The organism is Streptomyces sp. NBC_01481 (assembly GCF_026339995.1).
In the GTDB taxonomy this organism is placed as follows: domain Bacteria; phylum Actinomycetota; class Actinomycetes; order Streptomycetales; family Streptomycetaceae; genus Streptomyces.
The window spans coordinates 116,173-142,489 of sequence record NZ_JAPEPT010000002.1; the positions used below are offsets into that span (position 1 = coordinate 116,173).

A 26,317-nucleotide genomic window follows, 5' to 3' on the forward strand; every position below is an offset into this window, starting at 1 on the left:
CGCCCGGCTGAACGGCCACCTCAGGGGGGGCGGTGAAGGCGGTCACGACTGAACCTCCGCGTCCGTGGCGGCAGCCTCCGCGGCCGCCGGGCCGATGCGGACCAGCTGTCCGGGGACTGCCCCGGTGTCCGAAGTGACGCCGCCGCCCACGGAGTTCAGCGGCAGCCACACCACCTTGTCGGGCATCTCGCTCACCTGGAGCGGCAGCCGCACCTCGCCGGCGGGCCCGCTGACGGCCAGGACGTCGCCGTCCTTCACGCCCGTCTCGGCCGCCGTGGCCGCGGAGAGCCTGGCGACCGCGGCATGGCGAGTACCCGCCAGTGCCTCGTCGCCCTGCTGGAGCAGGCCCTGGTCGAGCAGCAGCCGGTGGCCCGCGAGAACCGCCTCGCCCTCGCCCGGGCGGGGCAGGGTCTGGGCGGACTCCAGCGGTTGGGTGGCCCGGGGGCCGTCCCAGATGCCGAGCCGGTCCAGCTCCCTGCGTACGGACTTGAGGTCCGGCAGCCCGAAGCTGACGTCGAGCGCGTCCGCGAGCATGTGCAGCACCCGCGCATCGGTCGGCGCGAGGCGGCGGGTCATCTGCTCGGGCTTGAGCGCGGCCTCGAACAGCCTTGCCCTGCCCTCCCAGTTGAGGAAGGTGCCGGGCTTCTCGGCGACGGCCGCGACCGGGAAGACCACGTCCGCCCGCTCGGTGACCTCGCTCGGCCGCAGCTCCAGGGAGACCAGGAAGCCGACCGCGTCAAGGGCCGCGCGTGCGCGTGCCGGGTCGGGGAGGTCCGCGAGCTCGACGCCCGCCACCAGCAGCGCGCCCAGCTCGCCGGTGGCCGCGGCCTCGACGATCTGGCCGGTGTCGCGGCCGTAGCGGTGCGGGAGTTCGCGTACCCGCCAGGCCGCCGCGGTCTCCTCGCGGGCCCGCGGGTCGGTGGCCGGACGTCCGCCGGGCAGCAGCGAGGGGATCGCGCCCGCCTCGATCGCGCCGCGTTCGCCCGCCCTGCGCGGGATCCACACCAGATGCGCGCCTGTCGCGGTCGCGGCCAGAGCCGCCGCGGTCAGCCCGCCGGGCACGCCCGCCAGCCGCTCGCCGACCACGATCACCGCACCTTCGGTGCGCAGCGCCTCGGCCGCCTTCGCGGCGTCGCCCTCCAGACCGCGGCCGGAAGCCAGCGCGTCCAGCCACTCGGTCTCGGTCCCGGGCGCCGCGGGCAGCAGCGTGCCGCCCGCCTTCGTCAGACCCCGGGTGGCGTGGGTGGCCACGGCGAAGGTGCGCTGGCCGTGCTTGCGGTTCGCCTTGCGCAGCCGCAGGAAGACGCCGGGGGCCTCCTCCTCCGACTCGAACCCGACGAGCAGGACCGAGGGCGCCTTCTCCAGCGAGGTGTACGTGACGCCCTCGCCGTCCAGGTCCCGGCCGCGGCCCGCGATACGGGCGGCCAGGAAGTCGGCCTCCTCGCTGCTGTGCACGCGCGCGCGGAAGTCGACGTCGTTGGTGTCGAGTGCGACCCGGGCGAACTTGGCGTACGCGTAGGAGTCCTCGACGGTGAGCCGGCCGCCCACCAGGACACCGGCGCGGCCGCGGGCGGCGCTCAGCCCGCGGGCCGCCGCCTCCAGCGCCTCGGGCCAGCTCGCCGGTTCCAGGACCCCGGCGTCATTGCGTACGAGCGGAGTCGTGAGCCGGTCCGGCTTCTGCGCGTAACGGAAGCCGAAGCGCCCCTTGTCGCAGAGCCACTCCTCGTTGACCTCGGGGTCCTCGGCCGCCATGCGTCGCATGACCTTGCCGCGCCGGTGGTCGGTACGCGTCGCGCAGCCGCCCGCGCAGTGCTCGCACACCGAGGGCGAGGACACCAGGTCGAAGGGGCGGGAGCGGAAGCGGTAAGCGGCCGAGGTGAGCGCGCCCACCGGGCAGATCTGGATGGTGTTCCCGGAGAAGTACGACTCGAAGGGGTCGCCCTCGCCGGTGCCGACCTGCTGCAGCGCGCCGCGCTCCAGCAGCTCGATCATGGGGTCGCCCGCGACCTGGTTGGAGAAGCGGGTGCAGCGGGCGCAGAGCACGCACCGCTCGCGGTCGAGCAGCACCTGTGTGGAGATCGGCACGGGCTTCTCGTACGTGCGCTTCTTGCCCTCGAAGCGGGAGTCCGGGTCGCCGACCTGCATGGCCTGGTTCTGCAGGGGGCACTCGCCGCCCTTGTCGCAGACCGGACAGTCCAGCGGGTGGTTGATCAGCAGCAGCTCCATCACACCGCGCTGGGCCTTCTCGGCGACCGGCGAGGTGAGCTGCGACTTGACGACCATGCCGTCGGTGCAGGTGATGGTGCAGGACGCCATCGGCTTGCGCTGGCCCTCGACCTCAACGATGCACTGGCGGCAGGCGCCGGCCGGGTCGAGGAGGGGGTGGTCGCAGAACCGGGGGATCTCGATGCCGAGCAGTTCGGCGGCCCGGATGACCAGGGTGCCCTTGGGCACGCTGATCTCGATGCCGTCGATCGTCAGCGTGACGAGGTCTTCCGGCGGAAGTGCCGCCTCCCCGCCCCCGGAGGGAGCGCTGTTTGTCGTGACCGTCATGCGTTCACCTCCAGGTGCTTGTCGGCCCAGGCGGTCGACTTGGCGGGGTCGAAGGGGCAGCCCTTGCCGGTGATGTGCTGCTCGTACTCCTCGCGGAAGTACTTGAGCGAGGAGAAGATCGGGGACGCGGCGCCGTCGCCGAGCGCGCAGAAGGACTTGCCGTTGATGTTGTCGGCGATGTCGTTCAGCTTGTCGAGGTCGGACATGACGCCCTTGCCCGCCTCGATGTCGCGCAGCAACTGGACCAGCCAGTAGGTCCCTTCGCGGCAGGGTGTGCACTTGCCGCAGGACTCGTGGGCGTAGAACTCGGTCCATCGGGTGACGGCCCGCACCACGCAGGTGGTCTCGTCGAAGCACTGCAGCGCCTTGGTGCCGAGCATCGAACCGGCGGCGCCCACACCCTCGTAGTCCAGCGGGACATCGAGGTGCTCGTCGGTGAACATCGGGGTCGAAGAGCCGCCCGGCGTCCAGAACTTGAGCCGGTGGCCGGGGCGCATGCCGCCGCTCATGTCGAGCAGCTGGCGCAGGGTGATGCCGAGCGGTGCCTCGTACTGGCCGGGGCCTGCGACATGGCCGCTGAGCGAGTAGAGCGTGAAGCCCGGGGACTTCTCGCTGCCCATCGACTTGAACCAGTCCTTGCCCCGATGGAGGATCGCGGGAACGGACGCGATGGACTCGACGTTGTTCACCACAGTGGGGCACGCGTACAGACCGGCGACCGCAGGGAAGGGGGGACGCAGCCGGGGCTGACCGCGACGGCCCTCCAGTGAGTCCAGCAGCGCGGTCTCCTCGCCGCAGATGTACGCGCCCGCGCCCGCGTGCACGGTGAGTTCGAGGTCGAGTCCGCTGCCGAGAATGTTCTTGCCGAGGTAGCCCGCCTCGTACGCCTCGCGTACGGCTTCGTGCAGCCGCCGCAGTACGGGGACGACTTCACCGCGCAGATAGATGAACGCGTGAGACGAACGGATCGCATAGCAGGCGATCACGATGCCTTCGATGAGCGAATGCGGGTTGGCGAAGAGGAGCGGGATGTCCTTGCAGGTCCCGGGCTCCGACTCGTCGGCGTTGACAACAAGATAGTGAGGCTTGCCGTCGCCCTGCGGAATGAACTGCCACTTCATTCCGGTGGGGAAGCCGGCGCCGCCGCGGCCGCGCAGACCCGAGTCCTTGACGTAGGCGATGAGGTCGTCGGGCGACATGGCCAGCGCCTTGCGGAGCCCCTCGTATCCGTCGTGTCGCTTGTAGGTCTCCAGCGTCCAGCTCTCCGGCGCGTCCCAGAAGGCCGACAGGACGGGTGCGAGCAGCTTCTCGGCGCTGGTCTCTCCCCCGGCGCCCGGCCCGGAGGAGCCGCTGTATTCGGTGGACATGGTCATCACTCCCCCTCCTCGGCGTCACGCGGGTGCACCACTCGTGGGGCCTCGCCCCTGGCGAGCCGCAGGCCCACCAGCGAGGCGGGACCCGCGCCGCCGCCCGCCTCGACCGCGCCGGGGCGCTCGTCGGGGAAGCCGGCCAGGATCCGCGCGGTCTCCTGGTACGTGCACAGCGGCGCTCCGCGGGTGGGAGTCACCTGCTCCCCGGCCCGGAGGTCGTCCACCAGCTGCTTGGCGGACTCGACGGTCTGGTTGTCGAAGAACTCCCAATTGACCATCACCACGGGAGCGAAGTCGCAGGCCGCGTTGCACTCGATGTGTTCGAGAGTGACCTTGCCGTCCTCGGTCGTCTCGTTGTTGCCGACGCCGAGGTGCTCCTTGAGCCCCTCGAAGATGGCGTCCCCGCCCATCACCGCGCACAGGGTGTTGGTGCAGACGCCCACCTGGTAGTCGCCGCTCGGCTTGCGGCGGTACATCGAGTAGAAGGTGGAGACGGCGGTGACCTCGGCCGTGGTCAGGCTCAGCATCTCGGCGCAGAACCGGACGCCGGTGCGGGTCACATATCCCTCTTCCGCCTGCACCAGGTGCAGCAGCGGCAGCAGGGCCGACCTGCTGTCGGGGTAGCGGGCGATGATCTCCTTGGCGTCCGCTTCGAGCCGGGCGCGCACATCGGCCGGGTAGTCGGGGGCGGGGAGCTGCGGCATCCCCAGTTGAACCTCTTGCTTGGGCGACTGGGCCGTCATCGGTCGACGCCTCCCATCACGGGGTCGATGGACGCGACGGCGACGATGACGTCGGCGACCTGGCCGCCTTCGCACATCGCCGCCATGGCCTGGAGGTTGGTGAAGGACGGGTCGCGGAAGTGGACCCGGTACGGGCGGGTGCCGCCGTCGGAGACGACATGGACGCCGAGCTCGCCCTTGGGTGACTCGACGGCCGCGTAGGCCTGACCGGCCGGCACCCGGAAGCCCTCGGTCACCAGCTTGAAGTGGTGGATCAGGGCCTCCATGGAGGTGCCCATGATCTTCTTGATGTGGTCGAGGGAGTTGCCGAGTCCGTCGGGCCCGAGCGCGAGCTGCGCGGGCCAGGCGATCTTCTTGTCGGCGACCATGACCGGTCCCGGCTCCAGACGGTCCAGGCACTGCTCGACGATGCGCAACGACTGCCGCATCTCTTCGAGGCGGATGAGGAAGCGGCCGTACGCGTCGCAGGTGTCGGCGGTGGGGACGTCGAAGTCGTACGTCTCGTAGCCGCAGTACGGGTCGGTCTTGCGCAGATCGTGGGCGAGGCCCGCGGCGCGCAGGATCGGGCCGGTCGCGCCGAGCGCCATGCAGCCGGTCAGATCGAGATGGCCGATGTCCTGCATACGGCCCTTGAAGATGGGGTTGCCGGTGGCGAGCTTGTCGTACTCCGGCATGTTCTTGGTCATCTTCTTGACGAACTCACGCACCGCGTCGACCGCGCCGGGCGGCAGGTCCTGGGCGAGTCCCCCGGGCCGGATGAACGCGTGGTTCATCCGCAGGCCGGTGATCAGCTCGTACAGGTCCAGGATCATCTCGCGGTCCCGGAAGCCGTAGATCATGATCGTGGTGGCGCCGAGCTCCATGCCGCCGGTGGCGATGCAGACCAGATGGGACGAGAGCCGGTTGAGCTCCATCAGCAGGACGCGGATGATGCTCGCCCGGTCCGGGATCTGGTCGGTGATGCCGAGCAGCTTCTCCACGCCCAGGCAGTACGCCGTCTCGTTGTAGAACGAGGTGAGGTAGTCCATGCGCGTGACGAACGTGGTGCCCTGCGTCCAGGTCCGGTACTCGAGGTTCTTCTCGATGCCGGTGTGCAGGTAGCCGATGCCGCAGCGGGCTTCGGTGACCGTCTCGCCGTCGATCTCCAGGATGAGGCGGAGCACGCCGTGCGTGGAGGGGTGCTGCGGGCCCATGTTGACGACGATGCGCTCGTCGTCGGCCTTGGCCGCGGACTGGACGACCTCGTCCCAGTCGCCGCCGGTGACTGTATATACAGTCCCCTCGGTGGTCTCACGGGGGCTTGCAGGTGGGGTGGTCACGAGTACGACCTCCGCTGGTCCGGAGCCGGGATCTGGGCGCCCTTGTACTCGACGGCGATGCCGCCGAGCGGATAGTCCTTGCGCTGCGGGAAGCCCTGCCAGTCGTCCGGCATCATGATCCGGGTGAGGGCGGGGTGGCCGTCGAAGACGATCCCGAAGAAGTCGTACGTCTCGCGCTCGTGCCAGTCGTTGGTCGGATAGACCTCGACCAGGGACGGGACGTGCGGATCGCTGTCCGGGGCGGAGACTTCGAGGCGGATCAGCCGGCCATGGGTGATCGAGCGCAGGTGGTAGACGGCGTGCAGCTCGCGGCCCTTGTCCTGGAGGAAGTGGACACCACTGACGCCCGTGCAGAGCTCGAAGCGCAGTGCCGGGTCGTCGCGCAGGGTGCGGGCCACCTGGAGCAGGTGCTCGCGGGCGATGTGGAAGGTGAGCTCGCCGCGGTCGACGACCGTCTTCTCGATGGCGTTCTCGGGAACGAGTCCCTGTTCTTCCAGCGCGCCTTCGAGTTCGTCGGCCACCTCGTCGAAGTAGCCGCCGTAGGGGCGGTGCGAGGCGCCCGGCAGGGTCACGGTCCTGACGAGCCCGCCGTAGCCGCTCGTGTCCCCACCGTCGCCGGCGCCGAACATGCCCCTGCGTACGCCGATGACCTCCGGCGAATCGTCGCGCGGGGCAGGGACGTTGTTACCGTTGGTGTGTTCGCCGTCACTCACCGGAGCAGCCCCTTCATCTCGATGGTGGGGAGCGCCTTGAGGGCCGCTTCCTCCGCCTCGCGGGCCGCTTCCTCCGCGTTCACACCGAGCTTGGAGCTCTGGATCTTCTGGTGGAGCTTGAGAATCGCGTCCATCAGCATCTCGGGACGCGGCGGGCAGCCCGGCAAATAGATGTCAACGGGAACAACGTGGTCAACACCCTGCACAATCGCATAATTGTTGAACATTCCGCCCGATGACGCACAAACGCCCATGGAGATAACCCACTTGGGGTTCGGCATCTGGTCGTAGACCTGCCGCAGGACGGGCGCCATCTTCTGGCTGACGCGTCCGGCGACGATCATCAGGTCGGCCTGGCGCGGCGAACCGCGGAAGACCTCCATGCCGAAGCGGGCCAGGTCGTACCGTCCGGCGCCCGTGGTCATCATTTCGATGGCGCAGCAGGCCAGACCGAAGGTGGCCGGGAAGACGGATGACTTGCGCACCCAGCCCGAGGCCTGTTCGACCGTGGTCAGCAGGAAACCGCTCGGCAGCTTCTCTTCGATTCCCATTGGTGCCCCTCAGCCCCTCAGTCCCATTCCAGGCCGCCGCGCCGCCATACATAGGCGTAGGCGACGAAGACGGTGAGCACGAAGAGCAGCATCTCCACGAGCCCGAAAATCCCCAGGGCGTCGAAGGTGACCGCCCAGGGATAGAGGAAGACGATCTCGATGTCGAAGACGATGAAGAGCATCGCCGTCAGGTAGTACTTGATGGGAAAGCGGCCGCCTCCGGCCGGCGTGGGAGTGGGCTCGATGCCGCACTCATACGCTTCCAGTTTTGCGCGGTTGTACCGCTTTGGGCCGATAAGCGTGGCCATGACCACGGAGAAGATCGCAAACCCTGCCCCGAGGGCGCCGAGCACAAGGATGGGCGCGTAAGCATTCACCCTCCCCGCTCCTTCCAGTCGTCCTTGACCGTTGGACCGCACCGGGCATCCGCCTCGCCGCCTCGCGAAGATCGTGCACATGTGAGGCAGTTCACAAGCCCGACTGCTCCGCATCCTATGCCTGCCGGTCTGTGATCTGCGACACGGGGTGCCCCAACGTCTTTGTGATCTCCACCACCAGGCGAACGATCATGAAGTCGGATGAGCGGTGATCTTCATACGCGAAGCGCCCGAGTGATCACCAGACGTGACATCTGGCCGTGTTACCGCTGGTCGGGGACGTGGCGCTCTATCAAGGGGTGGCCCGTACAGGCAAATTGGCGATGGACCGCATCGGGTGATAGTGGACGCACCCTCACCCGTCCGGGCAACAGGGCGGATTGAGGTGGACGCGTGCACGCGTTCACGAGCTCTCACGTTCTCCGAACGGTGACCTTCCTGTGACCTGCACCACTCGCTCCCGGGCTCAACAAAAGCGGGCTTGGCCATGGGTGTGAAGCGATGGTAAGCGCCAGGCAATTCGGACCTTTCACGGAAAGGGCGTGATCACAGCCCGATTCATGGGTGCCCGGTTTGCCCGTTACGGCGTCAATAAGGGCGCAACATAAGCGGATTCAGGCGTTCCGAACGTAACTGTGGCGCAACACACGTTTCTTGAAGGGAACCGGGCGCCCCTGATAGCGGTAGTACTCATGTCCCACACCGCTCACATACCCAGCCACCGGAAGCCCCGCCGCAGCAGCTCGAAGCTCGCACTGCGGGCCGGAGTTGCCGGTGGCGTCCTCAGCACCATCGCAGTGGCTTCAGGAGCCGGGCCGGCGACCGCCGAGCCGGTGACCGAGACCATTGAGATGCCCACGCTCACCTCCGGCCTCTCCGCCGCCGTCGCGCAGTCCGCCGAGGCCACTCAGCAGGTCGCCCTCGACCTCGAGCTGCAGGCCCAGGAGGACGCCGCGGCCGCCAAGGCCGCGCAGACCGCGAAGAAGGCCAAGGCCGAGGCCGAGCGCAAGGCCGAGGCCAAGGAGAAGGCCGAAGCGAAGGAGCGCGCCGAGGCCGAGGCGCAGGAGCGCGCCTCGCGCGACTCCGAGCGCACCACGCTCTCCGCGAAGACCAGCACCTCCTCCAATGCGACGGGCTCCGCAGCGACCGTTGTCGCCTTCCTCAAGGCGCAGCTCGGCGACGCCTACGTCATGGGCGCCACCGGCCCGAACTCCTGGGACTGCTCCAGCCTGGTCCAGGCCGCGTTCCGCCAGGTCGGCGTCGACCTCCCCCGCGTCTCGCAGGACCAGTCGGTCGCCGGTACCCAGGTGGGCACCAGCAACCTCCAGGTCGGCGACATCCTCTACTGGGGCGGCGCCGGCAGCGCGTACCACACCGGTGTCTACATCGGCGACGGCCAGTACCTCGACGCCGCCAACCCCGGCAAGGGCGTCGTGATCCAGGACCTGTCGGGCTACCCGGCGAGCGGCGCGGTCCGCGTACTCTGAGCGCAGATATCGCATATACGGACACAAAGGGCCGCGGCTCCCCCGCTCGGGGGTGGAGCCGCGGCCCTTCGCCGTGCCGGACCGCTCAGGCCTTCGGGGCCACCTTCGAGAGGCCGTTGATGATCCGGTCCATCGCGTCGCCGCCCGTCGGGTCGGTGAGGTTGGCCAGCATCTTCAACGTGAACTTCATCAGCAGCGGGTGGCTCAGTCCGCGCTGCGTCGCGATCTTCATGACCTTCGGGTTGCCGATGAGCTTCACGAACCCGCGGCCCAGGGTGTAATAACCGCCGTAGGTGTCCTTGAGGACCTTGGGGTAGCGGTGCAGCGCCAGCTCGCGCTGTGCCGGGGTCTGCCGGGCGTGCGCCTGAACGATCACGTCGGCGACGAGCTGCCCGGACTCCATGGCGTACGCGATGCCCTCGCCGTTGAACGGGTTGACCAGGCCGCCCGCGTCGCCCACCAGCAGGAGACCGCGCGTGTAGTGCGGCTGGCGGTTGAAGGCCATCGGGAGCGCGGCGCCGCGGATCGGCATCGTCATGTTCTCCTCGGTGTACCCCCAGTCCTCCGGCATCGAGGCGCACCAGGCCTTCAGCACCTCGCGCCAGTCCAGCTCCTTGAAGGAGGCGGAGGTGTTGAGCACGCCGAGGCCGACGTTGGAGGTGCCGTCGCCCATGCCGAAGATCCAGCCGTAACCGGGCAGCAGCCGGTCCTCGCCCGGGCCGCGGCGGTCCCACAGCTCCAGCCAGGACTCCAGGTAGTCGTCGTCGTGACGGGGCGAGGTGAAGTACGTCCGCACGGCCACGCCCATCGGGCGGTCCTCGCGCCGGTGCAGCCCCATGGCGAGGGAGATCCGCGAGGAGTTGCCGTCGGCGGCGACCACGAGCGGGGCGTGGAAGGTGACCGGGGTCTTCTCCTCACCCAGCTTTCCGTTTACGCCGGTGATACGGCCCGTACGGTCGTCGATGATCGGGGCGCCGACATTGCACCGCTCGTACAGCCGCGCGCCCGCCTTCTGCGCCTGCCGGGCCAGCTGCTCGTCGAAGTCGTCGCGCTTACGGACAAGTCCGTAGTCCGGGTAGGAGGCGAGATCCGGCCAGTCGAGCTGCAGCCGCACGCCGCCGCCGATGATCCGCAGGCCCTTGTTGCGCAGCCAGCCGGCTTCCTCGGAGATGTCGATGCCCATGGCGACCAGCTGCTTGGTGGCGCGCGGGGTCAGGCCGTCGCCGCACACCTTCTCGCGCGGGAAGGCGGTCTTCTCCAGGAGCAGGACGTCCAGTCCGGCCTTGGCCAGGTAGTACGCGGTCGTGGAGCCGGCCGGGCCTGCCCCGACGACGATCACATCGGCGGTGTGTTCGGAGAGGGGCTCGGTCACGGCGGGTTCTCCCGAAGACTCGATAGTGCGTACCGAATGGCACAGGACATGTGCAGTCTATGGGGGCGTACTGATCCACAAACTGAAGGGCACCCCCTATGAGCAGGCCGCTCCCCGCCGTACAGCTGCGTGTGCCCACCGACGAGGACGCCGTGGCCTGGCACCGGATCTTCGACGACCCCGAGGTCATGGAATTCCACGGCGGAAAATCGGCGGAGCTGTCGCTCTACGAGGAGTTGACCGCCCGGCAGCGCAGACACGACGCCGAGCGCGGCTTCTGCTTCTGGACCATGCTCGACGAGGAGGGCAGGGTCATCGGCTTCACCGGGGCGCAGCCGTGGCCGCACGAGACCTTCGGTCCGGTGGGCGAGATCGAGATCGGCTGGCGGCTGGCGCGCGACGCGTGGGGCAAGGGGTACGCGACGGCCGCCGCCCGCACCACGCTGGAGCGGGTACGGGCGGCCGGCGTCGAGCGGGTGGTGGCGATGGTGAACGCCCGCAACGAGCGCTCGATCGCGGTGATCCGGCGGCTCGGGATGGAGCTTGCGGAGACCTTCACCACGCCGGTGTCCGAGCAGAAGGGGTACTGCTTCCGGCTGGAGCTCAGTTCACCGTGAACGTGCTCGTCGCGGTCGAGAAGACCACGTCCGTGCTCGCGTCCCACAGATCGGCGCGGCCGGCCGCGAGGATCGCGTACTCCGTGCCGTCGGCGGCGACGAAGGCCTGGTCGATGATGTGGCGCCGAAGGCTGCTCTCGTCGGGCTCGGGGATGTGGGTGAACTCCCAGAGCGCGCCCGGCCGTCCCTGATAGGTGTTCTGGATCAACTGGCCGCGCCGGTAGTTCGTTTCCGGGGTCTCCAGGTGCTTCCTCTCCAGGCCGAGGAAGTTCTCGTACGAGGTCGTCGGCGTGTTCTTGACGATGCCGATCTGGAGGTACGCGCCACCCGTCGGGGCCTCGTAGTAGATCTGGCTGCCCGCCTGCCGGCGCTTCCAGCCGTCCATCACGCCGACGGAGAAGCCGGCGGGGTCCTGCTTGAGCACGAAGCCCGTGGGGAGGGTTGCGCTGCCCTGCGAGGCGGACGGGGACGGGGACTGGGAGGGGCTGGTGGACGGGGTCGCGGACGGGGAGGGCTGCTGGTTCTGCTGGTCCTGCTGGTCCTGTTGCGGGGTGGGTGACTGCGAGGCGGCAGGCGGCTTGTTCTGTGCCTGGCCGGAGTCGTCGTTGTTCTTCTTCAGGAGCAGGGCTCCGGCGGTCGCGCCGCCGCCGATCACGAACGCGGCGGTGAGGGTGGCGGTCCAGATGAGGACTTTCCGCTTCCGCTCGGCCGCGGGGTCCGCGCCGGGCACGGCGGGCGCGCCAGGCACGACAGGCACGACAGGCACGACAGGCGCCACGGGCGCCACAGGCCCCGGTGCGGCGCCGAGGTGCATGGTGTGGGGTTCGACGGCGTACGGAGCGGACGGCGCTGCCGCGACGGTGGCGGGGTGATCCGGTACGTCGGGGTTCGGGGGCGCGTCCGGGTAGACCGGCGGGGCGCCGGGGAGCGCCGATTCAGCCGGAGCCGCATACCCCGCCCCCGGGCCGTACACCGGAGGCATCGGCGGCGCGGTCGGAGCCGGCGGGACCAGTGCCTGCTGCCCCACCAGCCGCAGCACATACGGGCCCAGGAACGTCGCCGCCCCGACCCACAGCAGACCGAACAGCAGCGCGTCCGGAACGCTCGGCGCGAACTCCGACGTGCCCCGGCCGCCCCAGTCCGCCAGACCGCCCGCGAGCTTCGCCGAGACCCCGCTGACGCCCGTGAACAACAGGACGAGCCCCAACGAGAAGCCCGCGGCCAGCAGTTGCTCGCGGCGGTCCGCCGAGCGGCGCGCCGCCCAGACACCGAGGGTGAGCGCGCAGACGACACCGAGGCTCAGCGCCCCCGCGACCGCACCGTTGCCCCATACGTCGCCGATCTCGGACAGCCCGAAGCTGCCGCTCTCCGCGCTGGAGCCGACCATGCTGAACTGCCCCTGGACGTCGAACTTCACCGGCGCGCCCCAGCTCAGCCCCAGTACCGCGAAGCCGATGTTGGGCAGAATCGGCAGAGCGATCAGCAGGGCCGTGCCGTCCACGTCGTCCGTGGTGGCGTACGCGACGAAGCCCACCAGCGAGCAGAGCGCCACGACAGCGCCCAGCGCGCGCACCGCGGTCCCGAAGGCGCGCACCGCCGACCGGGCCCCGGGCCGCTGCGCCAGCCAGGCCGCGAGGTCGTCGCGCTGCAGCACCCCGCAGGTCACCGCGAGCGAGATCGCCAGCGCGCCGAGCGCCGCGAGCAGCGGGGACGAGGAGATCTCCACCCCCTGGATCTCGGGCTGCGCGAACAGCCCGAGGACCAGCACCAGTCCGGTGACCAGCAGCGAGAGCCGTACGGCGGCTTCCAGTCCGGCGCCGCGCGTACGCAGCATCCGCGCACCCAGGTAGAGCGCGCCGATCCACAGCAGGGTCACCGTCAGCGGCACGAGGGAGAGGGATGCTGCGCCCATCGCGTCCGTGCCCGAGTCGCCGAAGATCCCGCCCGAGGAACCGGAGCCGGAGCCTGAGCCTGAGCCGGAGCCTGAGCCTGAGCCGGAGTCCGAGCCGAAGGGCGAGGAACCACCGCTCGCCTTCACCTCGAAGCCGCCGCCGAAGCCCTGCAGCAGCATCGCCAGCGCGATCCGCAGCCGGTCGCTCCAGCCGACGACGACCTCGTCGTCCTGGCCGTACGAGGGGATGGCGAGCGCCACCGCCATCACCAGCAGCAGCCCGGCGGGCCAGGCCGCGGCCTTCGCCGAGGACAGCCAGTCACCGCGGAACACCCGCCCGAAGAACGCCCCCACGGGAGAGGGCTGAACGGGACCAGGGACGGAACCCGGGACGGAACCAGGACCGTAGGCGGGCGGCGGTGGCGCGGGCGGCGCCACCGCGGCAACGGGCAGCCGCTCGCGCCCGCATGTCATGCAGAAGCGAGCCTCATCCGGGGATGGGTTGCCGCAGTGCGGGCAGAACGACGCCATGGGGAGACTCCGAGGTGAGACACGGGGACGGGCGGGGAGATAAGAACGTCGTAAACAAACGTCGTAGACAACGGACACATCTTCCCCGGCCGCCGGTTCCCGTCAACTCGCCCTCCGGAACGGCTCCTTCACCCAGCGTGCGTCAGAAAACGGAAAGCCCCGTCAGCGTCGTGAAGCGGTCCAGCGCCGCAACTCCCGCCACCGAGTTGCCCCGTGCGTCGAGCCCCGGGCTCCAGACGCCCAGCGTGCAGCGCCCCGGCACGACCGCCACGATCCCGCCGCCCACGCCGCTCTTGCCCGGCAGCCCTACCCGGTAGGCGAACTCGCCAGCCGCGTCGTACGTACCGCAGGTCATCATCACCGCGTTGACCTGCTTGGCCTCGCTTCGGGTCAGCAGCCGCGAGTCGTCGGCGCGCAGCCCGTGCCGGGCCAGAAAGAGCGCCGCACGAGTCAGGTCGGCGCAGCTCATCTCGATCGAGCACTGCCAGAAATAGTGGTCGAGGAGGGTGGGGACGGGGTTGGCGATATTGCCGTACGAGGCCATGAAGTGGGCCAGCGCGGCATTGCGGTCGCCGAACGCGGACTCCGACTCGGCGACGTCCGGATCGAAGGCCAGCTCCGCGTTCCCGCTCTCCTGCCGCAGGAATTCCAGGACTTCGCTGCTCGCGTCGCCGGTCAGGGTCAGCAGCCGGTCGGTGACGACGAGCGCGCCCGCGTTGATGAACGGATTGCGCGGGATCCCGTTCTCGTACTCCAGCTGCACCAGCGAGTTGAAGGGGTTGCCGGACGGCTCACGCCCGACGCGCTCCCAGAGGCTGTCGCCGCCCTCGGCGAGTGCCAGGGCGAGCGTGAAGACCTTGGTGATCGACTGCGTGGAGAAGGGCTGCTGCCAGTCCCCCACCCCGTACACCGTGCCGTCCACGTCGGCGATGGCCATGCCGAAGCGGTGCGGGTCGACGGCGGCGAGCGCCGGGATGTACTCGGCGGGGGTGCCGCTGCCGACCTGGGGGGCGATGTCCTGCGCGATCCGTTCGAGGACCGCCTGGTAGTCCATGGGTGGCTCAGCGGGGCTTGGTGCCGCGGTGCAGAGCCACGATCCCGCCGCTCAGATTGCGCCAGGCGACCTGGGACCAGCCCGCCCCCTGAAGCAGTTTCGCGAGACCGGCCTGGTCGGGCCAGGCCCGGATGGACTCGGCGAGATAGACGTACGCGTCGGGGTTGGAGGAGACCGCGCGCGCCACCGGCGGGAGCGCCCGCATCAGGTATTCGGTGTAGACCGTACGGAAGGGCGCCCAGGTCGGCTGCGAGAACTCGCAGATCACGACCCGCCCGCCCGGCTTGGTGACCCGGTACAGCTCGCGCAGCGCCGCGTCCGTGTCCTGGACGTTGCGCAGCCCGAAGGAGATCGTCACGGCGTCGAAGACATCGTCGCGGAAGGGCAGCCTCGTCGCGTCGCCCGCGGTGAGCGGCAGCCACGGGTGGCGCTTCTTGCCCTCGCGCAGCATGCCGAGGGAGAAGTCGCAGGGCACCACGTACGCGCCGGTGGCGGTGAAGGGGAGCGAGGACGTGCCGGTGCCAGCGGCCAGGTCCAGGACCTTCTGTGCCGGGCGGGCGTCCACCACCTTGGCGACCTCCTTGCGCCACCGCCGGTCCTGGCCGAGCGAGAGCACGTCGTTGGTGAGGTCGTAGTTCGCCGCCACGTCGTCGAACATCGAGGCGACTTCGTGCGGCTGCTTGTCCAGGGTTGCGCGGGTCACTGGCGTTCGGCCTCGCTCGTGTCGTGGGGCGGGTGACGTGGTGGACGTCATTGTCTCAGGCGCCCGGTGGGCGTCGGCGGTGGACCAGGCGCCCGTCGAGGACGGTGACCAGGCAGGTGCCGTCGTCGGCGAAGACGGCGAAGTCGGCGGGCCCGCCGGGGGTGAGGGCGCGCGGCCCGGCGGCGTACTTCAGGCCGGAGCGCTCGACGGCGAGCCGCACCGCGGGCCGTGCGACGGGCCCGGCCAGGGTGGTCGTGCCGGACGCCAGGAGCCGCTGGACCCCGCGCCGGGCGCTCGCGCCCCACCGGGTGTCCGTCATTCCGAGCGCGGCCAGTGCGTCCCCGGTGAGCGGCCCGGTGCCCAGCTCACCGGCCTCCCGCGGGTCGGGCCAGTACGCGTGCTCCAGCAGGGCGACGGCGTCCGGCTCGTGGCGTCCGGGGCCGAGGACCCCGTCCCACTCGCGCACCCGGGCCCGCTCCCCGTACGCGGCGTACAGCTCCTCGTACGGGCCGATCGCGGCGATCCACGCGCCCTCAACGACGAGCGAGTCCGAGTCGGGCACCCGGTGAAGTGTCAGCACAGCACGCTCAGTTGGCGCTGAGCAGCTTCAGCTCGGGGTGCGCCGTGCCGCCCTCGATCGCCGTCGACGAGATGTGCGAGGCCACCCGCTCGTCGACCGGGTCGTTCGCCGGGTCGTCGTGGACGACGATGTGCTCGTACGTCGTCGTCCGCTGCGCCGGGACCCGGCCCGCCTTGCGGATCAGGTCGATGATCTCCAGCCGGTTCGAGCGGTGCTTGGCGCCCGCCGAGGAGACCACGTTCTCCTCCAGCATGATCGAGCCCAGGTCGTCCGCGCCGTAGTGCAGCGACAGCTGGCCGACCTCCTTGCCGGTGGTCAGCCACGAGCCCTGGATGTGGGCGACGTTGTCGAGGAAGAGCCGCGCGATCGCGATCATCCGCAGGTACTCGAAGAGCGTCGCCTGGGTCCGGCCCTTGAGGTGGTTGTTCTCGGGCTGGTACGTGTACGGGATGAAGGCCCGGAAGCCGCCCGTCCGGTCCTGTACGTCGCGGATCATCCGCAGGTGCTCGATCCGCTCGGCGTTGGTCTCGCCGGTGCCCATGAGCATCGTCGACGTCGACTCGACGCCCAGACCGTGCGCGATCTCCATGATCTCCAGCCACCGCTCGCCGCTCTCCTTGAGCGGGGCGATCGCCTTGCGCGGGCGCTCGGGGAGCAGTTCGGCGCCCGCGCCCGCGAAGGAGTCGAGACCGGCCGCGTGGATACGGGAGATGGCCTCCTCCACCGGGACGCCGGAGATCCGCGCCATGTGCTCGACCTCGGAGGCTCCCAGCGAGTGGATGACCAGCTGCGGGAACTCCTTCTTGATCGCGGCGAAGTGCGTCTCGTAGTACTCGACGCCGAAGTCCGGGTGGTGCCCGCCCTGGAACATGATCTGGGTGCCGCCGAGCTCGACGGTCTCGGCGCAGCGCCGCAGGATGTCGTCGAGGTCGCGCGTCCAGCCCTTGGCGGTGTCCTTGGGCGGGGCGTAGAAGGCGCAGAACTTGCAGGCGGTGACGCACACGTTGGTGTAGTTGATGTTGCGCTCGATGATGTACGTCGCGATGTGCTCCGTACCGGCGTAGCGCCGCTTGCGTACGGCGTCGGCGGCCACGCCGAGCGCGTGCAGCGGTGCGGAGCGGTAGAGGTCGAGCGCCTCTTCGGGCGTGATCCGCCCGCCCTCGGCAGCACGGTCCAGCACGGACTGAAGGTCGGCCTTCTCGGTCACCGGGCGTCACCTTTCGGCGGTGTTTCAGAGCATCAGCGGGCCGATCCAGCCTACGCCAGCCGCCTCGCCCGCTCGCGGGCGCGGTCGGCGGGTCAATGCTTGCGCTCCAGCGTGGCGCGCGGGTCGCCCGCGCGTGGTTCCTTGGAGGTGTACTGGACGCGGGCTCCGTCCAGTCGCAGCTTGACCGTGTGCGTGCCGGGCGTGCACTTGGTGCCCGGCTTTCCGCTCGACCTGCCGTCGGCGACCAGCTCCTTGGGGGTCACGCCGCGCAGCACGAGATTGTCCTCGCAGGAGAGGTTGCCCAGCGCGTCGAACTGGCTGACCGTGCCGAACTTCGCGCCCGTCCTCCCCGCGCGGATGGCGACCGAGAAGGTCCCGGCCTCCAGTTCGCTGCCCGCGAAGCTGACCTTGAAGGGGCCCTCCCAGGTGCCGATGAAGGCCTTCGGCACCTTCTTCACCTTCTCGGTCGCCGACGGGGAGTGGCCGGCCGAGTCGTTGGCCTTGTCGGTGCCCGTGCCCGGCCACAGGTCGAAGAGGAATCCGCCGCCCACCGTGACCGCGGCCAGTGCCGCGGCCACCGTCAGCGTCACCGTGCAGCTCACCTTCCTGCGGGGGCGCGCGGGCGGCGGGCTCTCCAGTGGGCTCCCCTGGGTGTGCGGCGGCGCGTCCTGGGGAGCCACCGCCGAAGCGGGCGGCGTCACCGGTTCGACCGGCGGCCCGAAGGTCCCGATCGCCGGGCTGCTGAACGCCACCGGCCCCGACGCACGCGGGTCCGCCGGTGCCGGCTCCAGGTTCAGCAGGCTCACCGCCGACCGGCTGACCTGCTCCACCAGCGGGCCGGGCAGCCAGCCCGCGCCGACCAGCGAGGCCGCCCCGCCCGGGGCCAGCCTGTAGGCGATCTGCGCGGGCGCGGGCCGCGCGGCCGGGTCCTTGGCCAGGCAGTCGGCGACCAGCTCCCGCAAGTCGCCTTCCAGGAAGCCCAGTTCGGGCTCCTCGTGCACCACTTTGTAGAGCAGCGCGGCCGACGAGTCGCCCGGGAAGGGCGCAGCACCCGTTGCCGCGTACGCCAGCACCGCGCCCAGCGAGAACACGTCGGCCGCGCCGGTGACGCCCCTGCCGAGGATCTGCTCCGGCGACATATAGCCCGGCGAGCCGACCGAGACCCCGGTTGAGGTGAGCGAGGCGGTGCCGTCCGTGGCACGGGCGATCCCGAAGTCGATCAGCCGCGGTCCGTCGAGCGTGAGCAGCACATTGGACGGCTTCACGTCCCGGTGCACCAGTTCGAGGCCGTGTACGGCCACCAGCGCCTCGGCGAGCCCCGCGCCCAGCACCCGTACCGCGTGCGCGGGCAGCGGACCGTGCTCGGTGATCGCCTGCGACAGCGCGGGACCGGCCACGTAACCCGTGGCCACCCAGGGCACGGTCGCCTCCGGGTCGGCGTCGAGGACCGGCGCCGTCCACTGGCCGCCGACGCGGCGGGCCGCCTCCACCTCACGCCGGAACCGCGCCCGGAACTCCTCGTCGAGCGCGAAGTGCGGATGGACCACCTTCACCGCGACCGTGCGGCCGCCGGCGCTGCGCCCGAGATAGACGCGGCCCATTCCGCCCGCCCCCAGCCGTCCGAGCAGCCGGTACGCCCCGATGCTCTGCGGCTCGCCCGGATCCAGCGGCTGCATCTGTACTCCCCCGATTGCCCTTGCCCTGACGGCCCTTGCCTGCTGTGACTCCTCAGCGTAGGGGGCGCCGTGTCGGGCATCACGAGGATTCGCGCCGCCCGGCAGCCAACCGAACCGGGCCTGACGCCATCTCCCTGCGTGTAGGGGGTGTCTTCCGGATCTTGCCGGGCTCGCGGGCCCTGGCACGCACATCTGCTGCGTTGTCGTCAGTCGCCGACGCTCCGCGTGGGCTCCTTCCTCCGCCTTGCACCTGCACGCACCAGACCCCGCTCGCTGATCCGGCCTGATCCAGAAGACACCCCCTAAATCACACCGCTTGTCCGAAAGCCGCCTGTGCCGCGACGCCTCGGCCAGAATCCCTCGGAGTCCGTCCATGAAACGCCTGCCCAAAGCCCTCATAGCCGCCGTCGTCCTCGGCTCTGTCGCGCTCGGCTCGTACGCGCTCGGCGCGGGCTGGTGGGAGGAGGGCGAGCCGCTCACCTTCGACGGCCCCACCGCAGCAGCCCCCAGGCAGCCGGGCGGCGCCCAGGACAGCGGCACGGGCGACAAGGCGGCCGACGAGGCCGCCGCCAAGACGCTGATGCCGACCGGCCCGAAGGCCACGTTCACCACCCAGAACAGCCTGGACGACGGCACCAAGATCGGCGTCACCACGCTGGAGGGCAAGAAGTCCGGCTTCCAGGGCAAGGTGTGGGTCTGGGCCCCCAAGGAGTACTTCGACCCCAAGTACGCCAACAGCGGTTTCCCCGTGCTGATCGCGCTGCCCGGCGGCAACGGCTACCCCAAGAACTACTGGATGGGCACCGACCTCAAGCTGCAGAGCAGCATCAGCAAGTGGTCGCAGGAGGGCAAGAGCCTGCCCTTCATCGTGGTCATGCCGGTGCTCAACCCGGACGCGAAGTACTACTACGACGGCAGTGACATACCGGGGCAGCCGAAGATGGGCACCTGGATGACCGAGGACGTCCCCGACTTCGTGAAGGCCAACTTCCGTACCTTCAAGTCCCGGGACGGCTGGGCCTTCATGGGCTCCTCGTCCGGCGCGTTCGTCGGCCTGAAGTCGGTGCTCCAGCGCCCGGACAAGTTCAAGGCCGTGATCGCCTCCGGCCCCGACACCGTCCCGGACTCACCCCTGTGGGCGGGCCACGAGTCCAAGCGGCAGGCCAACAACCCGGAGAAGCTCGCCAAGGCCCTGGCCGCCAAGCCCGACACCAAGGCCAACGACGTCTATCTGGCCTTCCAGATAGGCACCAAGGAGCGCGGGGTCAAAAGCCTCAAGAGCTTCATCCGTGACTACTGCAAGGGCCCGGTCAAGAGCCGCCTGCAGGTCATCCAGGACGGCGAGCACAACGCCAAGACGTACGTGAAGGGCATGGGCGACGGATCCATCCAGTGGATCAGCGAGCACATGCAGGCCCCCATACCCGCGTCCTAGCCGAGCAGCCTCCCAGGAGGCGAACAGCGGTCAGGGGCCGAGCAGCTCCACGCGTACGTCCGCCGGGAACCCGGTCGTCGGCCCGGTCCGGCGCGCGAACTCCCGTACCCCCGCGAGCTGCTCGGCACCGAAGCGGAAGTCCAGCGTCCTGAAGTACCGCTCCAGGAGCGCCTTGTCGAAGCTCTCCCAGCGCGCGGCCTGCTCGGCGACCTTGGAAACCTCCTCCAGCGAGACGTCCCGCGAGGCGAGGAAGGCCTCGTGCACCTGCCGTACGACCAGGGGTTCGCGCGCCAGATAGTCCTTGCGCGCCGCCCACACGGCGAAGACGAAGGGCAGCCCGGTCCAGTCCTTCCACATCAGCCCCAGGTCGTGGACCTGAAGGCCGAGCCGGGGGGCGTCGTGGAGCGAGGCGCGCAGCGCGGCGTCGCCGATCAGTACGGCCGCCTCCGCCTCCTGCATCATCAGGCCGAGATCGGGCGGGCAGGTGTAGTAGTCGGGCGCCACCTTGTACTGCTCGGCCAGCAGCAGTTGAGCCAGCCGTACCGACGTGCGCGAGGTGGACCCGAGTGCGACCCTCGCGCCGTCCAGCCGGTCCAGCGGGCCCTGGGACACGATCACGCAGGACATGACCGGGCCGTCGCAGCCGACCGCGAGATCGGGGAATGCGACGAGCTGATCGGCATTGCGCAGGAATTCGACGAGTGTGATCGGCGCGATGTCGAGTTCGCCGCGCACCAGCTGCTCGCTGAGCTTCTCCGGGGTGTCCTTCGTCAGCTCGAGATCGAGGAGAGTTCCGGTACGGGCCAGCCCCCAGTACAGGGGGAGACAGTTGAGGAACTGGATGTGGCCGACGCGGGGCCGGCTGCGGCGGTGGTCGGTTGCTGTGCTTTCTCCAAGACTGTCCACATCGCGAGGCTAGACCTGTGACGCGCGGGCGGCCCCGTCGGGGGCCGGGCGCGCCCCTCCCGAGCTGCAATTCGTCAGCGGATCATGATCCTTTCAAACGTCCGGGTGACGTGATCTTTCCCTCTACCGCTGCGCACACGCTGCGTGCTAGGCTCGACGCAAGTTGCAGTTTGGTTTCCCTTGCAGTACAGAGCCTGCGGAGCATGTAACCCGCAGGCTTTTGTAGTTTTCAGACTTCTTGCAGGTTCTGGAGCAGGGCAACCCTTTGGCCCAAGGAGGGCTTATGGCTACCGGAACCGTCAAGTGGTTCAACGCTGAAAAGGGCTTCGGCTTCATCGCCCAGGACGGCGGCGGCCCGGATGTCTTCGTCCACTACTCCGCGATCAACGCGTCTGGTTTCCGCTCCCTCGAGGAGAACCAGGTCGTGAACTTCGACGTCACTCAGGGCCCGAAGGGCCCGCAGGCGGAGAACGTCACCCCGGCCTAGTCAGCCACGGGTCGGCGATCGCGCACGACTTAGCAGTACCAAGGAGCCCCGTTCCGTACGGACCGGGGCTCCTGCCTTTATTTCGATGGAGACGCCCTCCTCCCGCCTCCTACAGTGACCGGACCCGATGTCGTCACGGAGAGCGGTCATGCGAGTCCACTACCCCCGCACACCACATCTCCCGTGGTCGCCGGGGGCCGCGTCGGACGACGTACGAGCCGGTGATCTTTCGCCTCTGCACGGCCGGGACGTCGTGGTCACCGAGAAGCTCGACGGGGAGAACACCACCCTCTACGCCGACGGGCTCCACGCCCGGTCGCTGGACTCCGCACACCATCCCTCGCGGGCCTGGGTCAAAGCTCTGCAGAGCCGGATCGGGACACAGATCCCGCGGGGGTGGCGGGTGTGCGGCGAAAACCTCTACGCGCGGCACTCGATCGCCTACGAGGACCTGGAGAGCTGGTTCTACGGCTTCTCCATCTGGGACGGCGACGGCCGTTGCCTGGACTGGGACCGGACCGTCCGCTTTCTGCGGCGGCTGGGTGTTCCCGTGCCGCGGGTGCTGTGGCGGGGTGTCTTCGACGAGCGCGCACTGCGCGCGCTGCGGCTGGACACCGCGCGGCAGGAGGGCTACGTCGTACGGACCGTGGAGGGCTTCGGCCAGGACGAGTTCGGGCAGCGGGTGGCCAAGTGGGTGCGCGGCGGTCACGTGCAGACCGATACGCACTGGATGCACGCCGCGGTCGTCGAGAACGCGCTGAGCCCGAAGGCCGCGCTGTGGGCGGTGCGTTCGGGAGCCACCGCTGACGGGGAGTCCCTGTCGGCGGCGGTCGGCTTCGCTCCGCGGGACCCGGCCGCCGCCCGGGCCGCCGTCGCCGAGGTGTCGGCGAGGCTCGATGCGCTGGGCCGGTCCGGGGACGCGCGGCTGGCGGGCGTCCTGGCCGCGCTGCTGCACGGAACACGCCGGGGCTCGCTCGCCGGCCGGCTGGTGGCCCCGCTGGGCATGCCGCTCGCGCGGCAGGTCGCCGACCTGGTCGGGCTGCACCCGAATCTCCACCGGCCTTATCCGGACGAGGACCGCCGGACCGGTCTTGTACGGATGTCGTTCGCCGCCGACCTGGGCGTGCTGCACGCCGTTGCGGGAGCGGTGGCGGCGGACAACGCGGGGCGCGAGCAGGTCGACTGGTCCGCGCTGTACGCCGAGGACGCCGGACTGCTGGGCGGGGCGGAGGTGCCGGCGGGACTGCGGGAGGCGTTCGCCGACCTGGACACGGAGCCCGCCGACCGCTGCCGGGCCGAGGCGCGGGAAGCGTACGCGCAGGGGCGGATCCGGACCGTCGACGAGGCCGTCGCGGCGACCTGGCGGTGGCGGAACGGGGACTTCCCGCGGCTGATCCACCTGGTCGGCCCTTCGGGCAGCGGGAAGAGCACCTTCGCGCGCGGCCTGCGGGGAGTCGACGCGTACGTGTCACTCGACGAACTGCGCGAGGCCCGCGGCTCGCGCGCGGACCAGCGCGCCAACGGGGACGTGCTGCGCGCGGGCCTCGACCGGCTCGACACCGCACTGGCCGCGGGCGGGACCGTGGTGTGGGACGCCACCTCGCTCAACCCGCACCAGCGTTCCCTGGTGCACTCGGTCGCGCACCGTCGCGATGCGCTGACCACGCACGCCGTGGTGCTCGTCGACGAAGATGAACTGGTCCGGCGCAACACGGTGCGGCCGCATCCCGTGCCGCCCGACGTGCTCACCGCGCAGCTGCACCGGTTCGTGCCGCCCTACCCCGGCCAGGCGCATCGCACCTGGTACATCGGGCCGGGCGGAACAGTCGAGGAGGCGGTCTAGTGCGTACGAGCGACGAGATCTATCACCGCGTCCGCTGGGACGCGCGCTTCGACCCGGCCAGGTTCGTGATCGGGATCAACCAGCGCGGGGCCGCCCCCAAGCGGATCCCGCTGCCCGCCTTCGTCCCCGGGGGCGACATCCCGTGGCACCGGGTGCTGTTCTTCGAGGCGGACGGCGAGGTGGTCTGGGACCGGGCGACCGGGGTGGACCGGATCGACACCTCTGACGCGGGCCGGGCACGTGACCCGCGCCTCCTGCGCGCGCCGTTCTTCACGGCCGGGACGCCGCACGCGTGGGACCCGGCGACGGAACGGTGGCGGCCCGCTGACGGGTGGCGGCATGCGGGCGGCGCATCCCGGGCTCCCGCGCCGGCCGGGAGGAGTCTGCGCGTACTGACGTGGAACACGCTGTGGGACCGGTACGACAGCCAGCGCATCGACACCGCCCGGCGCAGGCCCCTGCTGCTCGCTGCCCTGGAGGAAGCGGACGCGGACGTCATCGCACTCCAGGAGGTCGAACCCGCGCTGCTCGCCCTGCTCCTGCGGGCACCGTGGGTCCGCGCGGGCTACACCCTGGGCACCGACGCGGGCGGCAAGGACGTCGACGACTGCGGGCTGCTGCTGCTCAGCCGACTGCCCGTACGGGAGGCGGGACGGCACGAGTTCGGACCGCACAAAGCCGTCACGGCCATCACCTTGGAGACCGGCTCCGGCCCGCTCGTGGTGGCGGCGACCCATCTGAGCAGCGACCACTCCGAGGACGGCCCGGCCCGGCGGGAGGCCGAACTGGGCAGCCTCGCCGAGGGACTCGGCGGGATCGCCGGCGAGCTGATCCTGGTCGGTGACTTCAACGACGGCGGCGACGGACCGGCCGAAACGCTCGGGCTGCGGGACGCCTGGACTCAGCTGCACGGGCCGGACGACCGGACCCCCACCTTCGACCCCGGCGTCAATCCGCTGGCCGCGGTGTCCTCGCTGTCCGGCCGGGTCTCCCGGCTTGACCGGATCTTCCTGCGCGCGGGGCGGCTGCGGGCGACCCGGGCGGCCCTCCGGGGCGACGTGCCCAGCCCGGAAGGGCTGTACATATCTGATCATTACGGTGTGGAAGCGGACCTGACCGTCGGCGGGACCGAACCCGCCGACGACCTCGCCGAAGACAACCTCGTCGACGTCCTCGCCGTCGCGCCGACGCCGCGCACCGCCGTGGCCTGGATTCCGCCCCAGGAGCTCTGGCCGTCGATCCAGCACATCCGCCAGGAGCACGACCGGCAGATCCACCGCTGGCCACCGCACGTGAACCTGCTGTTCGGTTTCGTACCGGAGTCCGACTTCGAACGGGCGGCCCCACTGCTCGCCGCGGCGACGGCCGGGACGGCGGCGTTCACCGCCCGTCTGGAGGGAGTGCGCTCCTTCCGGCACCGGGAGGACTCCACCGTCTGGCTCGACCCGGCGGCGGCCGACGCGGCGCCCTGGGCAGAACTGCACCGCGCCCTGGAACGGCGTTTTCCCCGCTGCGGGGGCCGTGCCCCGAGCTTCACCCCGCACCTCTCCCTGGGCCGGACCCGGGATCCGCACACGCTCGCCGCGCACTGCGCCGCCCTGCTCGACGGCATGCCGACGCGGGTGAGCGAGCTGGTGCTGCTCTCGCGGCGGGGCGACGGGCCGATGCGGCCGCGGGCGACGATCGCTCTGGGAACGGGCGAGGTGCGCTGGCTGCCGGACTCCCCCGAATCCCCCGCGCCCCTTGAAGCCGTCACGGCCGAGCCGGTCGCGGAGGACAGGATCACGCAGCACCTCTCCGAAGCACTGGGTGAGGGAGTCGTCCATGTCGTCGGATCGCGGCGCATGGGCTGCGCCCTGGCTGGAGCCGACCTGGATCTGGTGGCGGCGCTGCCGGGCTCCGTCGACATGGCGGACGTCCGGGCGCGCGTGACGGCCGCACTGCCGGACGCCACCCGGGTACGGGAGGTGACGGGCGCCCGGGTGCCCGGCCTGCGGCTGCGCGTCCATGACATCGACGTGGACCTCGTGGTCGTCGGCACCGGGGCGCTCGATCCGGCCGAAGCGGTCGTACGGCGCGCCGAGTTGGGCGAGGCGGCCGCGATCGCGCTGAGCGCGGTGAGCGACGCGGACGCGGTACGGGCCGAAGTCGGCGCCGGCCATGCCGGGTTCGCCCGGCTGGCCAGGCAGGTGAAGGCGTGGGCGAAGGCACGCGGCCTCGACTCGGCACCCTTCGGCGGGCTCCCGGGCCTGGCCTGGTCGGTGCTCGCGGCCCGTACGGCACGCGAGTCGGCGGGCTCCAGCGACGCGGACAGGCTGCGTGACTTCTTCGGCACCTGGGCCGCCTGGGACTGGCGAGAACCAGTCGGCCTCGCGGATGCCGCTACGGGACCACAGGGTGCCCTGACCGTCATGACCCCGACCGCGCCCGTCCGTACCTGCACCGGGCAGGTCACCGCCGGCTTCCGGAACCTGCTCACCGACGAGCTCTACCGAGCCTGGACCATTCTGGAGACGGCCGCGGAAAGCGGCGCGGACCCCTGGCCCGAGCTGCTGTCACCGCCGCCCCTGCACCGGCGGCACGCCGCCTGGGCGACGGTGACCGTACGCCCGGGCCCGGACGGGGAGTTCGAGGAGACCCTGGGCCGCGTCCGGGGCCGCCTGCGCGCGCTGCTCACCGCCCTGGAGGACGCGGGGGCGGTGGACGCGCACGCCTGGCCCCGCCCGTACGAGACCGGCCCGAAGCTCGCGCGGTACGCGATCGGCCTCGGCCGCACGCCCCCGGACACGGCCCGGCTCGCCCGGATCGCCGAAGCGTGGGGCCGGGGCCTGCGCGCGGTCGACGTGGAGCGGGCGGAGTGCGGCGCGGTGCCGACCCTGCGCTGATCCCGGCGGCGAACCGC

Annotated in this window: 21 protein-coding genes and 1 pseudogene; 6 read left to right on the forward strand and 16 right to left on the reverse strand. The window is 70.6% G+C overall.

Annotated features, from left to right (window positions below; all coding sequences use genetic code 11):
- Window positions 1–42: 42 nt before the first annotated feature.
- Genes OOK40_RS10965 through OOK40_RS10995 form a run of 7 tightly spaced genes read right to left on the reverse strand, consistent with a single transcriptional unit; the run spans window position 43 to window position 7,626 of the window.
- Window positions 43–2,553 carry an NADH-quinone oxidoreductase subunit G gene (locus tag OOK40_RS10965; RefSeq protein ID WP_266479354.1) on the reverse strand — a complete coding sequence of 837 codons (2,511 nt, stop codon included), beginning with the start codon at window positions 2,551–2,553 and terminating at the stop codon, window positions 43–45.
- Complete coding sequence (gene nuoF, locus OOK40_RS10970) at window positions 2,550–3,926, reverse strand: NADH-quinone oxidoreductase subunit NuoF (RefSeq protein ID WP_266479356.1); 1,377 nt, start codon at window positions 3,924–3,926, stop codon at window positions 2,550–2,552. The genes OOK40_RS10965 and nuoF overlap by 4 nt, the downstream gene beginning before the upstream one ends.
- Window positions 3,926–4,666: an NADH-quinone oxidoreductase subunit NuoE gene (gene nuoE / locus OOK40_RS10975; protein WP_266479359.1), complete on the reverse strand. Its 741-nt coding sequence runs from the start codon at window positions 4,664–4,666 to the stop codon at window positions 3,926–3,928. Before nuoE ends, nuoF begins: the two co-directional genes overlap by 1 nt.
- On the reverse strand, window positions 4,663–5,985 hold the full coding sequence (locus OOK40_RS10980) for an NADH-quinone oxidoreductase subunit D (RefSeq protein ID WP_266479362.1): 1,323 nt from the start codon (window positions 5,983–5,985) through the stop codon (window positions 4,663–4,665). The genes nuoE and OOK40_RS10980 overlap by 4 nt, the downstream gene beginning before the upstream one ends.
- Window positions 5,982–6,698, reverse strand: coding sequence for an NADH-quinone oxidoreductase subunit C (locus tag OOK40_RS10985; protein ID WP_266479365.1), 717 nt, complete (start codon window positions 6,696–6,698; stop codon window positions 5,982–5,984). The genes OOK40_RS10980 and OOK40_RS10985 overlap by 4 nt, the downstream gene beginning before the upstream one ends.
- On the reverse strand, window positions 6,695–7,249 hold the full coding sequence (locus tag OOK40_RS10990) for an NADH-quinone oxidoreductase subunit B family protein (protein WP_108151339.1): 555 nt from the start codon (window positions 7,247–7,249) through the stop codon (window positions 6,695–6,697). The genes OOK40_RS10985 and OOK40_RS10990 overlap by 4 nt, the downstream gene beginning before the upstream one ends.
- Before the next feature lie 17 nt (window positions 7,250–7,266).
- A complete protein-coding gene (locus OOK40_RS10995; protein WP_003992243.1) occupies window positions 7,267–7,626 on the reverse strand; it encodes an NADH-quinone oxidoreductase subunit A in 360 nt (119 codons plus the stop codon).
- Window positions 7,627–8,318: 692 nt separating this feature from the next.
- Here OOK40_RS10995 and OOK40_RS11000 point away from each other — a divergent pair.
- Complete coding sequence (locus tag OOK40_RS11000) at window positions 8,319–9,113, forward strand: C40 family peptidase (RefSeq protein ID WP_266479368.1); 795 nt, start codon at window positions 8,319–8,321, stop codon at window positions 9,111–9,113.
- A gap of 85 nt (window positions 9,114–9,198) precedes the next feature.
- On the opposite strand, the gene OOK40_RS11005 is transcribed toward OOK40_RS11000, so the two are convergent.
- Window positions 9,199–10,485: a geranylgeranyl reductase family protein gene (locus OOK40_RS11005; RefSeq protein WP_266479370.1), complete on the reverse strand. Its 1,287-nt coding sequence runs from the start codon at window positions 10,483–10,485 to the stop codon at window positions 9,199–9,201.
- A 98-nt stretch (window positions 10,486–10,583) separates the two neighbouring features.
- On the opposite strand from OOK40_RS11005, the gene OOK40_RS11010 reads away from it, so the two are divergent.
- Complete coding sequence (locus tag OOK40_RS11010) at window positions 10,584–11,102, forward strand: GNAT family N-acetyltransferase (RefSeq protein ID WP_266479372.1); 519 nt, start codon at window positions 10,584–10,586, stop codon at window positions 11,100–11,102.
- Here the strand turns inward: OOK40_RS11010 and OOK40_RS11015 are convergent.
- The 7 genes and pseudogenes from OOK40_RS11015 to OOK40_RS11040 all read right to left on the reverse strand — a co-directional run bounded on the left by OOK40_RS11015 (window position 11,089) and on the right by OOK40_RS11040 (window position 18,744).
- Window positions 11,089–13,347, reverse strand: a complete 2,259-nt coding sequence (locus OOK40_RS11015) for a hypothetical protein (RefSeq protein WP_266479374.1) — start codon at window positions 13,345–13,347, stop codon at window positions 11,089–11,091. The genes OOK40_RS11010 and OOK40_RS11015 overlap by 14 nt on opposite strands.
- 108 nt (window positions 13,348–13,455) lie before the next feature.
- Window positions 13,456–13,524, reverse strand: a pseudogene (locus OOK40_RS35425) (zinc-ribbon domain-containing protein); the annotation flags it as partial.
- A 142-nt stretch (window positions 13,525–13,666) separates the two neighbouring features.
- Entirely contained in the window at window positions 13,667–14,578 is a 912-nt protein-coding gene (locus OOK40_RS11020; protein ID WP_266479376.1) for a glutaminase, read from the reverse strand.
- 7 nt (window positions 14,579–14,585) lie between these two features.
- Entirely contained in the window at window positions 14,586–15,281 is a 696-nt protein-coding gene (locus OOK40_RS11025; protein WP_266479378.1) for a demethylmenaquinone methyltransferase, read from the reverse strand.
- A 55-nt stretch (window positions 15,282–15,336) separates the two neighbouring features.
- Window positions 15,337–15,843, reverse strand: coding sequence for a hypothetical protein (locus OOK40_RS11030; protein ID WP_266479381.1), 507 nt, complete (start codon window positions 15,841–15,843; stop codon window positions 15,337–15,339).
- A gap of 25 nt (window positions 15,844–15,868) precedes the next feature.
- Window positions 15,869–17,068 (reverse strand): cyclic dehypoxanthinyl futalosine synthase, encoded by a 1,200-nt coding sequence (gene mqnC, locus OOK40_RS11035; RefSeq protein ID WP_266479384.1) that lies wholly within the window; start codon window positions 17,066–17,068, stop codon window positions 15,869–15,871.
- Between the two features lie 92 nt (window positions 17,069–17,160).
- The gene (locus OOK40_RS11040; RefSeq protein ID WP_266479386.1) at window positions 17,161–18,744 is read right to left on the reverse strand and encodes a serine/threonine-protein kinase; all 1,584 of its coding nucleotides are present in this window, start codon (window positions 18,742–18,744) and stop codon (window positions 17,161–17,163) included.
- Window positions 18,745–19,117: 373 nt separating this feature from the next.
- Between OOK40_RS11040 and OOK40_RS11045 the strand changes: the two genes are divergently transcribed.
- Window positions 19,118–20,179, forward strand: coding sequence for an esterase family protein (locus tag OOK40_RS11045; RefSeq protein ID WP_266479389.1), 1,062 nt, complete (start codon window positions 19,118–19,120; stop codon window positions 20,177–20,179).
- Between the two features lie 30 nt (window positions 20,180–20,209).
- On the opposite strand, the gene OOK40_RS11050 is transcribed toward OOK40_RS11045, so the two are convergent.
- Window positions 20,210–21,085, reverse strand: a complete 876-nt coding sequence (locus tag OOK40_RS11050) for a menaquinone biosynthetic enzyme MqnA/MqnD family protein (protein WP_266479391.1) — start codon at window positions 21,083–21,085, stop codon at window positions 20,210–20,212.
- Between the two features lie 283 nt (window positions 21,086–21,368).
- Between OOK40_RS11050 and OOK40_RS11055 the strand changes: the two genes are divergently transcribed.
- The 3 genes from OOK40_RS11055 to OOK40_RS11065 all read left to right on the forward strand — a co-directional run bounded on the left by OOK40_RS11055 (window position 21,369) and on the right by OOK40_RS11065 (window position 26,300).
- Window positions 21,369–21,572, forward strand: coding sequence for a cold-shock protein (locus OOK40_RS11055; protein WP_003967102.1), 204 nt, complete (start codon window positions 21,369–21,371; stop codon window positions 21,570–21,572).
- Window positions 21,573–21,720: 148 nt separating this feature from the next.
- Window positions 21,721–23,415, forward strand: a complete 1,695-nt coding sequence (locus OOK40_RS11060) for an RNA ligase family protein (RefSeq protein ID WP_266479394.1) — start codon at window positions 21,721–21,723, stop codon at window positions 23,413–23,415.
- Window positions 23,415–26,300 carry a poly(A) polymerase gene (locus OOK40_RS11065; RefSeq protein WP_266479397.1) on the forward strand — a complete coding sequence of 962 codons (2,886 nt, stop codon included), beginning with the start codon at window positions 23,415–23,417 and terminating at the stop codon, window positions 26,298–26,300. The genes OOK40_RS11060 and OOK40_RS11065 overlap by 1 nt, the downstream gene beginning before the upstream one ends.
- The last annotated feature ends 17 nt before the right edge of the window (window positions 26,301–26,317 follow it).

Bases quoted from the DNA above. Each gene is read 5' to 3' on its own strand.
- OOK40_RS11055 (WP_003967102.1), top strand. From the start codon at position 21,369: ATGGCTACCGGAACCGTCAAGTGGTTCAACGCTGAAAAGGGCTTCGGC.
- OOK40_RS10990 (WP_108151339.1), bottom strand. From the start codon at position 7,249: ATGGGAATCGAAGAGAAGCTGCCGAGCGGTTTCCTGCTGACCACGGTC.
- OOK40_RS11010 (WP_266479372.1), top strand. From the start codon at position 10,584: ATGAGCAGGCCGCTCCCCGCCGTACAGCTGCGTGTGCCCACCGACGAG.
- OOK40_RS10965 (WP_266479354.1), bottom strand. From the start codon at position 2,553: ATGACGGTCACGACAAACAGCGCTCCCTCCGGGGGCGGGGAGGCGGCA.
- OOK40_RS11020 (WP_266479376.1), bottom strand. From the start codon at position 14,578: ATGGACTACCAGGCGGTCCTCGAACGGATCGCGCAGGACATCGCCCCC.
- OOK40_RS11000 (WP_266479368.1), top strand. From the start codon at position 8,319: ATGTCCCACACCGCTCACATACCCAGCCACCGGAAGCCCCGCCGCAGC.
- OOK40_RS11060 (WP_266479394.1), top strand. From the start codon at position 21,721: ATGCGAGTCCACTACCCCCGCACACCACATCTCCCGTGGTCGCCGGGG.
- OOK40_RS11045 (WP_266479389.1), top strand. From the start codon at position 19,118: ATGAAACGCCTGCCCAAAGCCCTCATAGCCGCCGTCGTCCTCGGCTCT.
- OOK40_RS11040 (WP_266479386.1), bottom strand. From the start codon at position 18,744: ATGCAGCCGCTGGATCCGGGCGAGCCGCAGAGCATCGGGGCGTACCGG.
- nuoE (WP_266479359.1), bottom strand. From the start codon at position 4,666: ATGACGGCCCAGTCGCCCAAGCAAGAGGTTCAACTGGGGATGCCGCAG.
- nuoF (WP_266479356.1), bottom strand. From the start codon at position 3,926: ATGACCATGTCCACCGAATACAGCGGCTCCTCCGGGCCGGGCGCCGGG.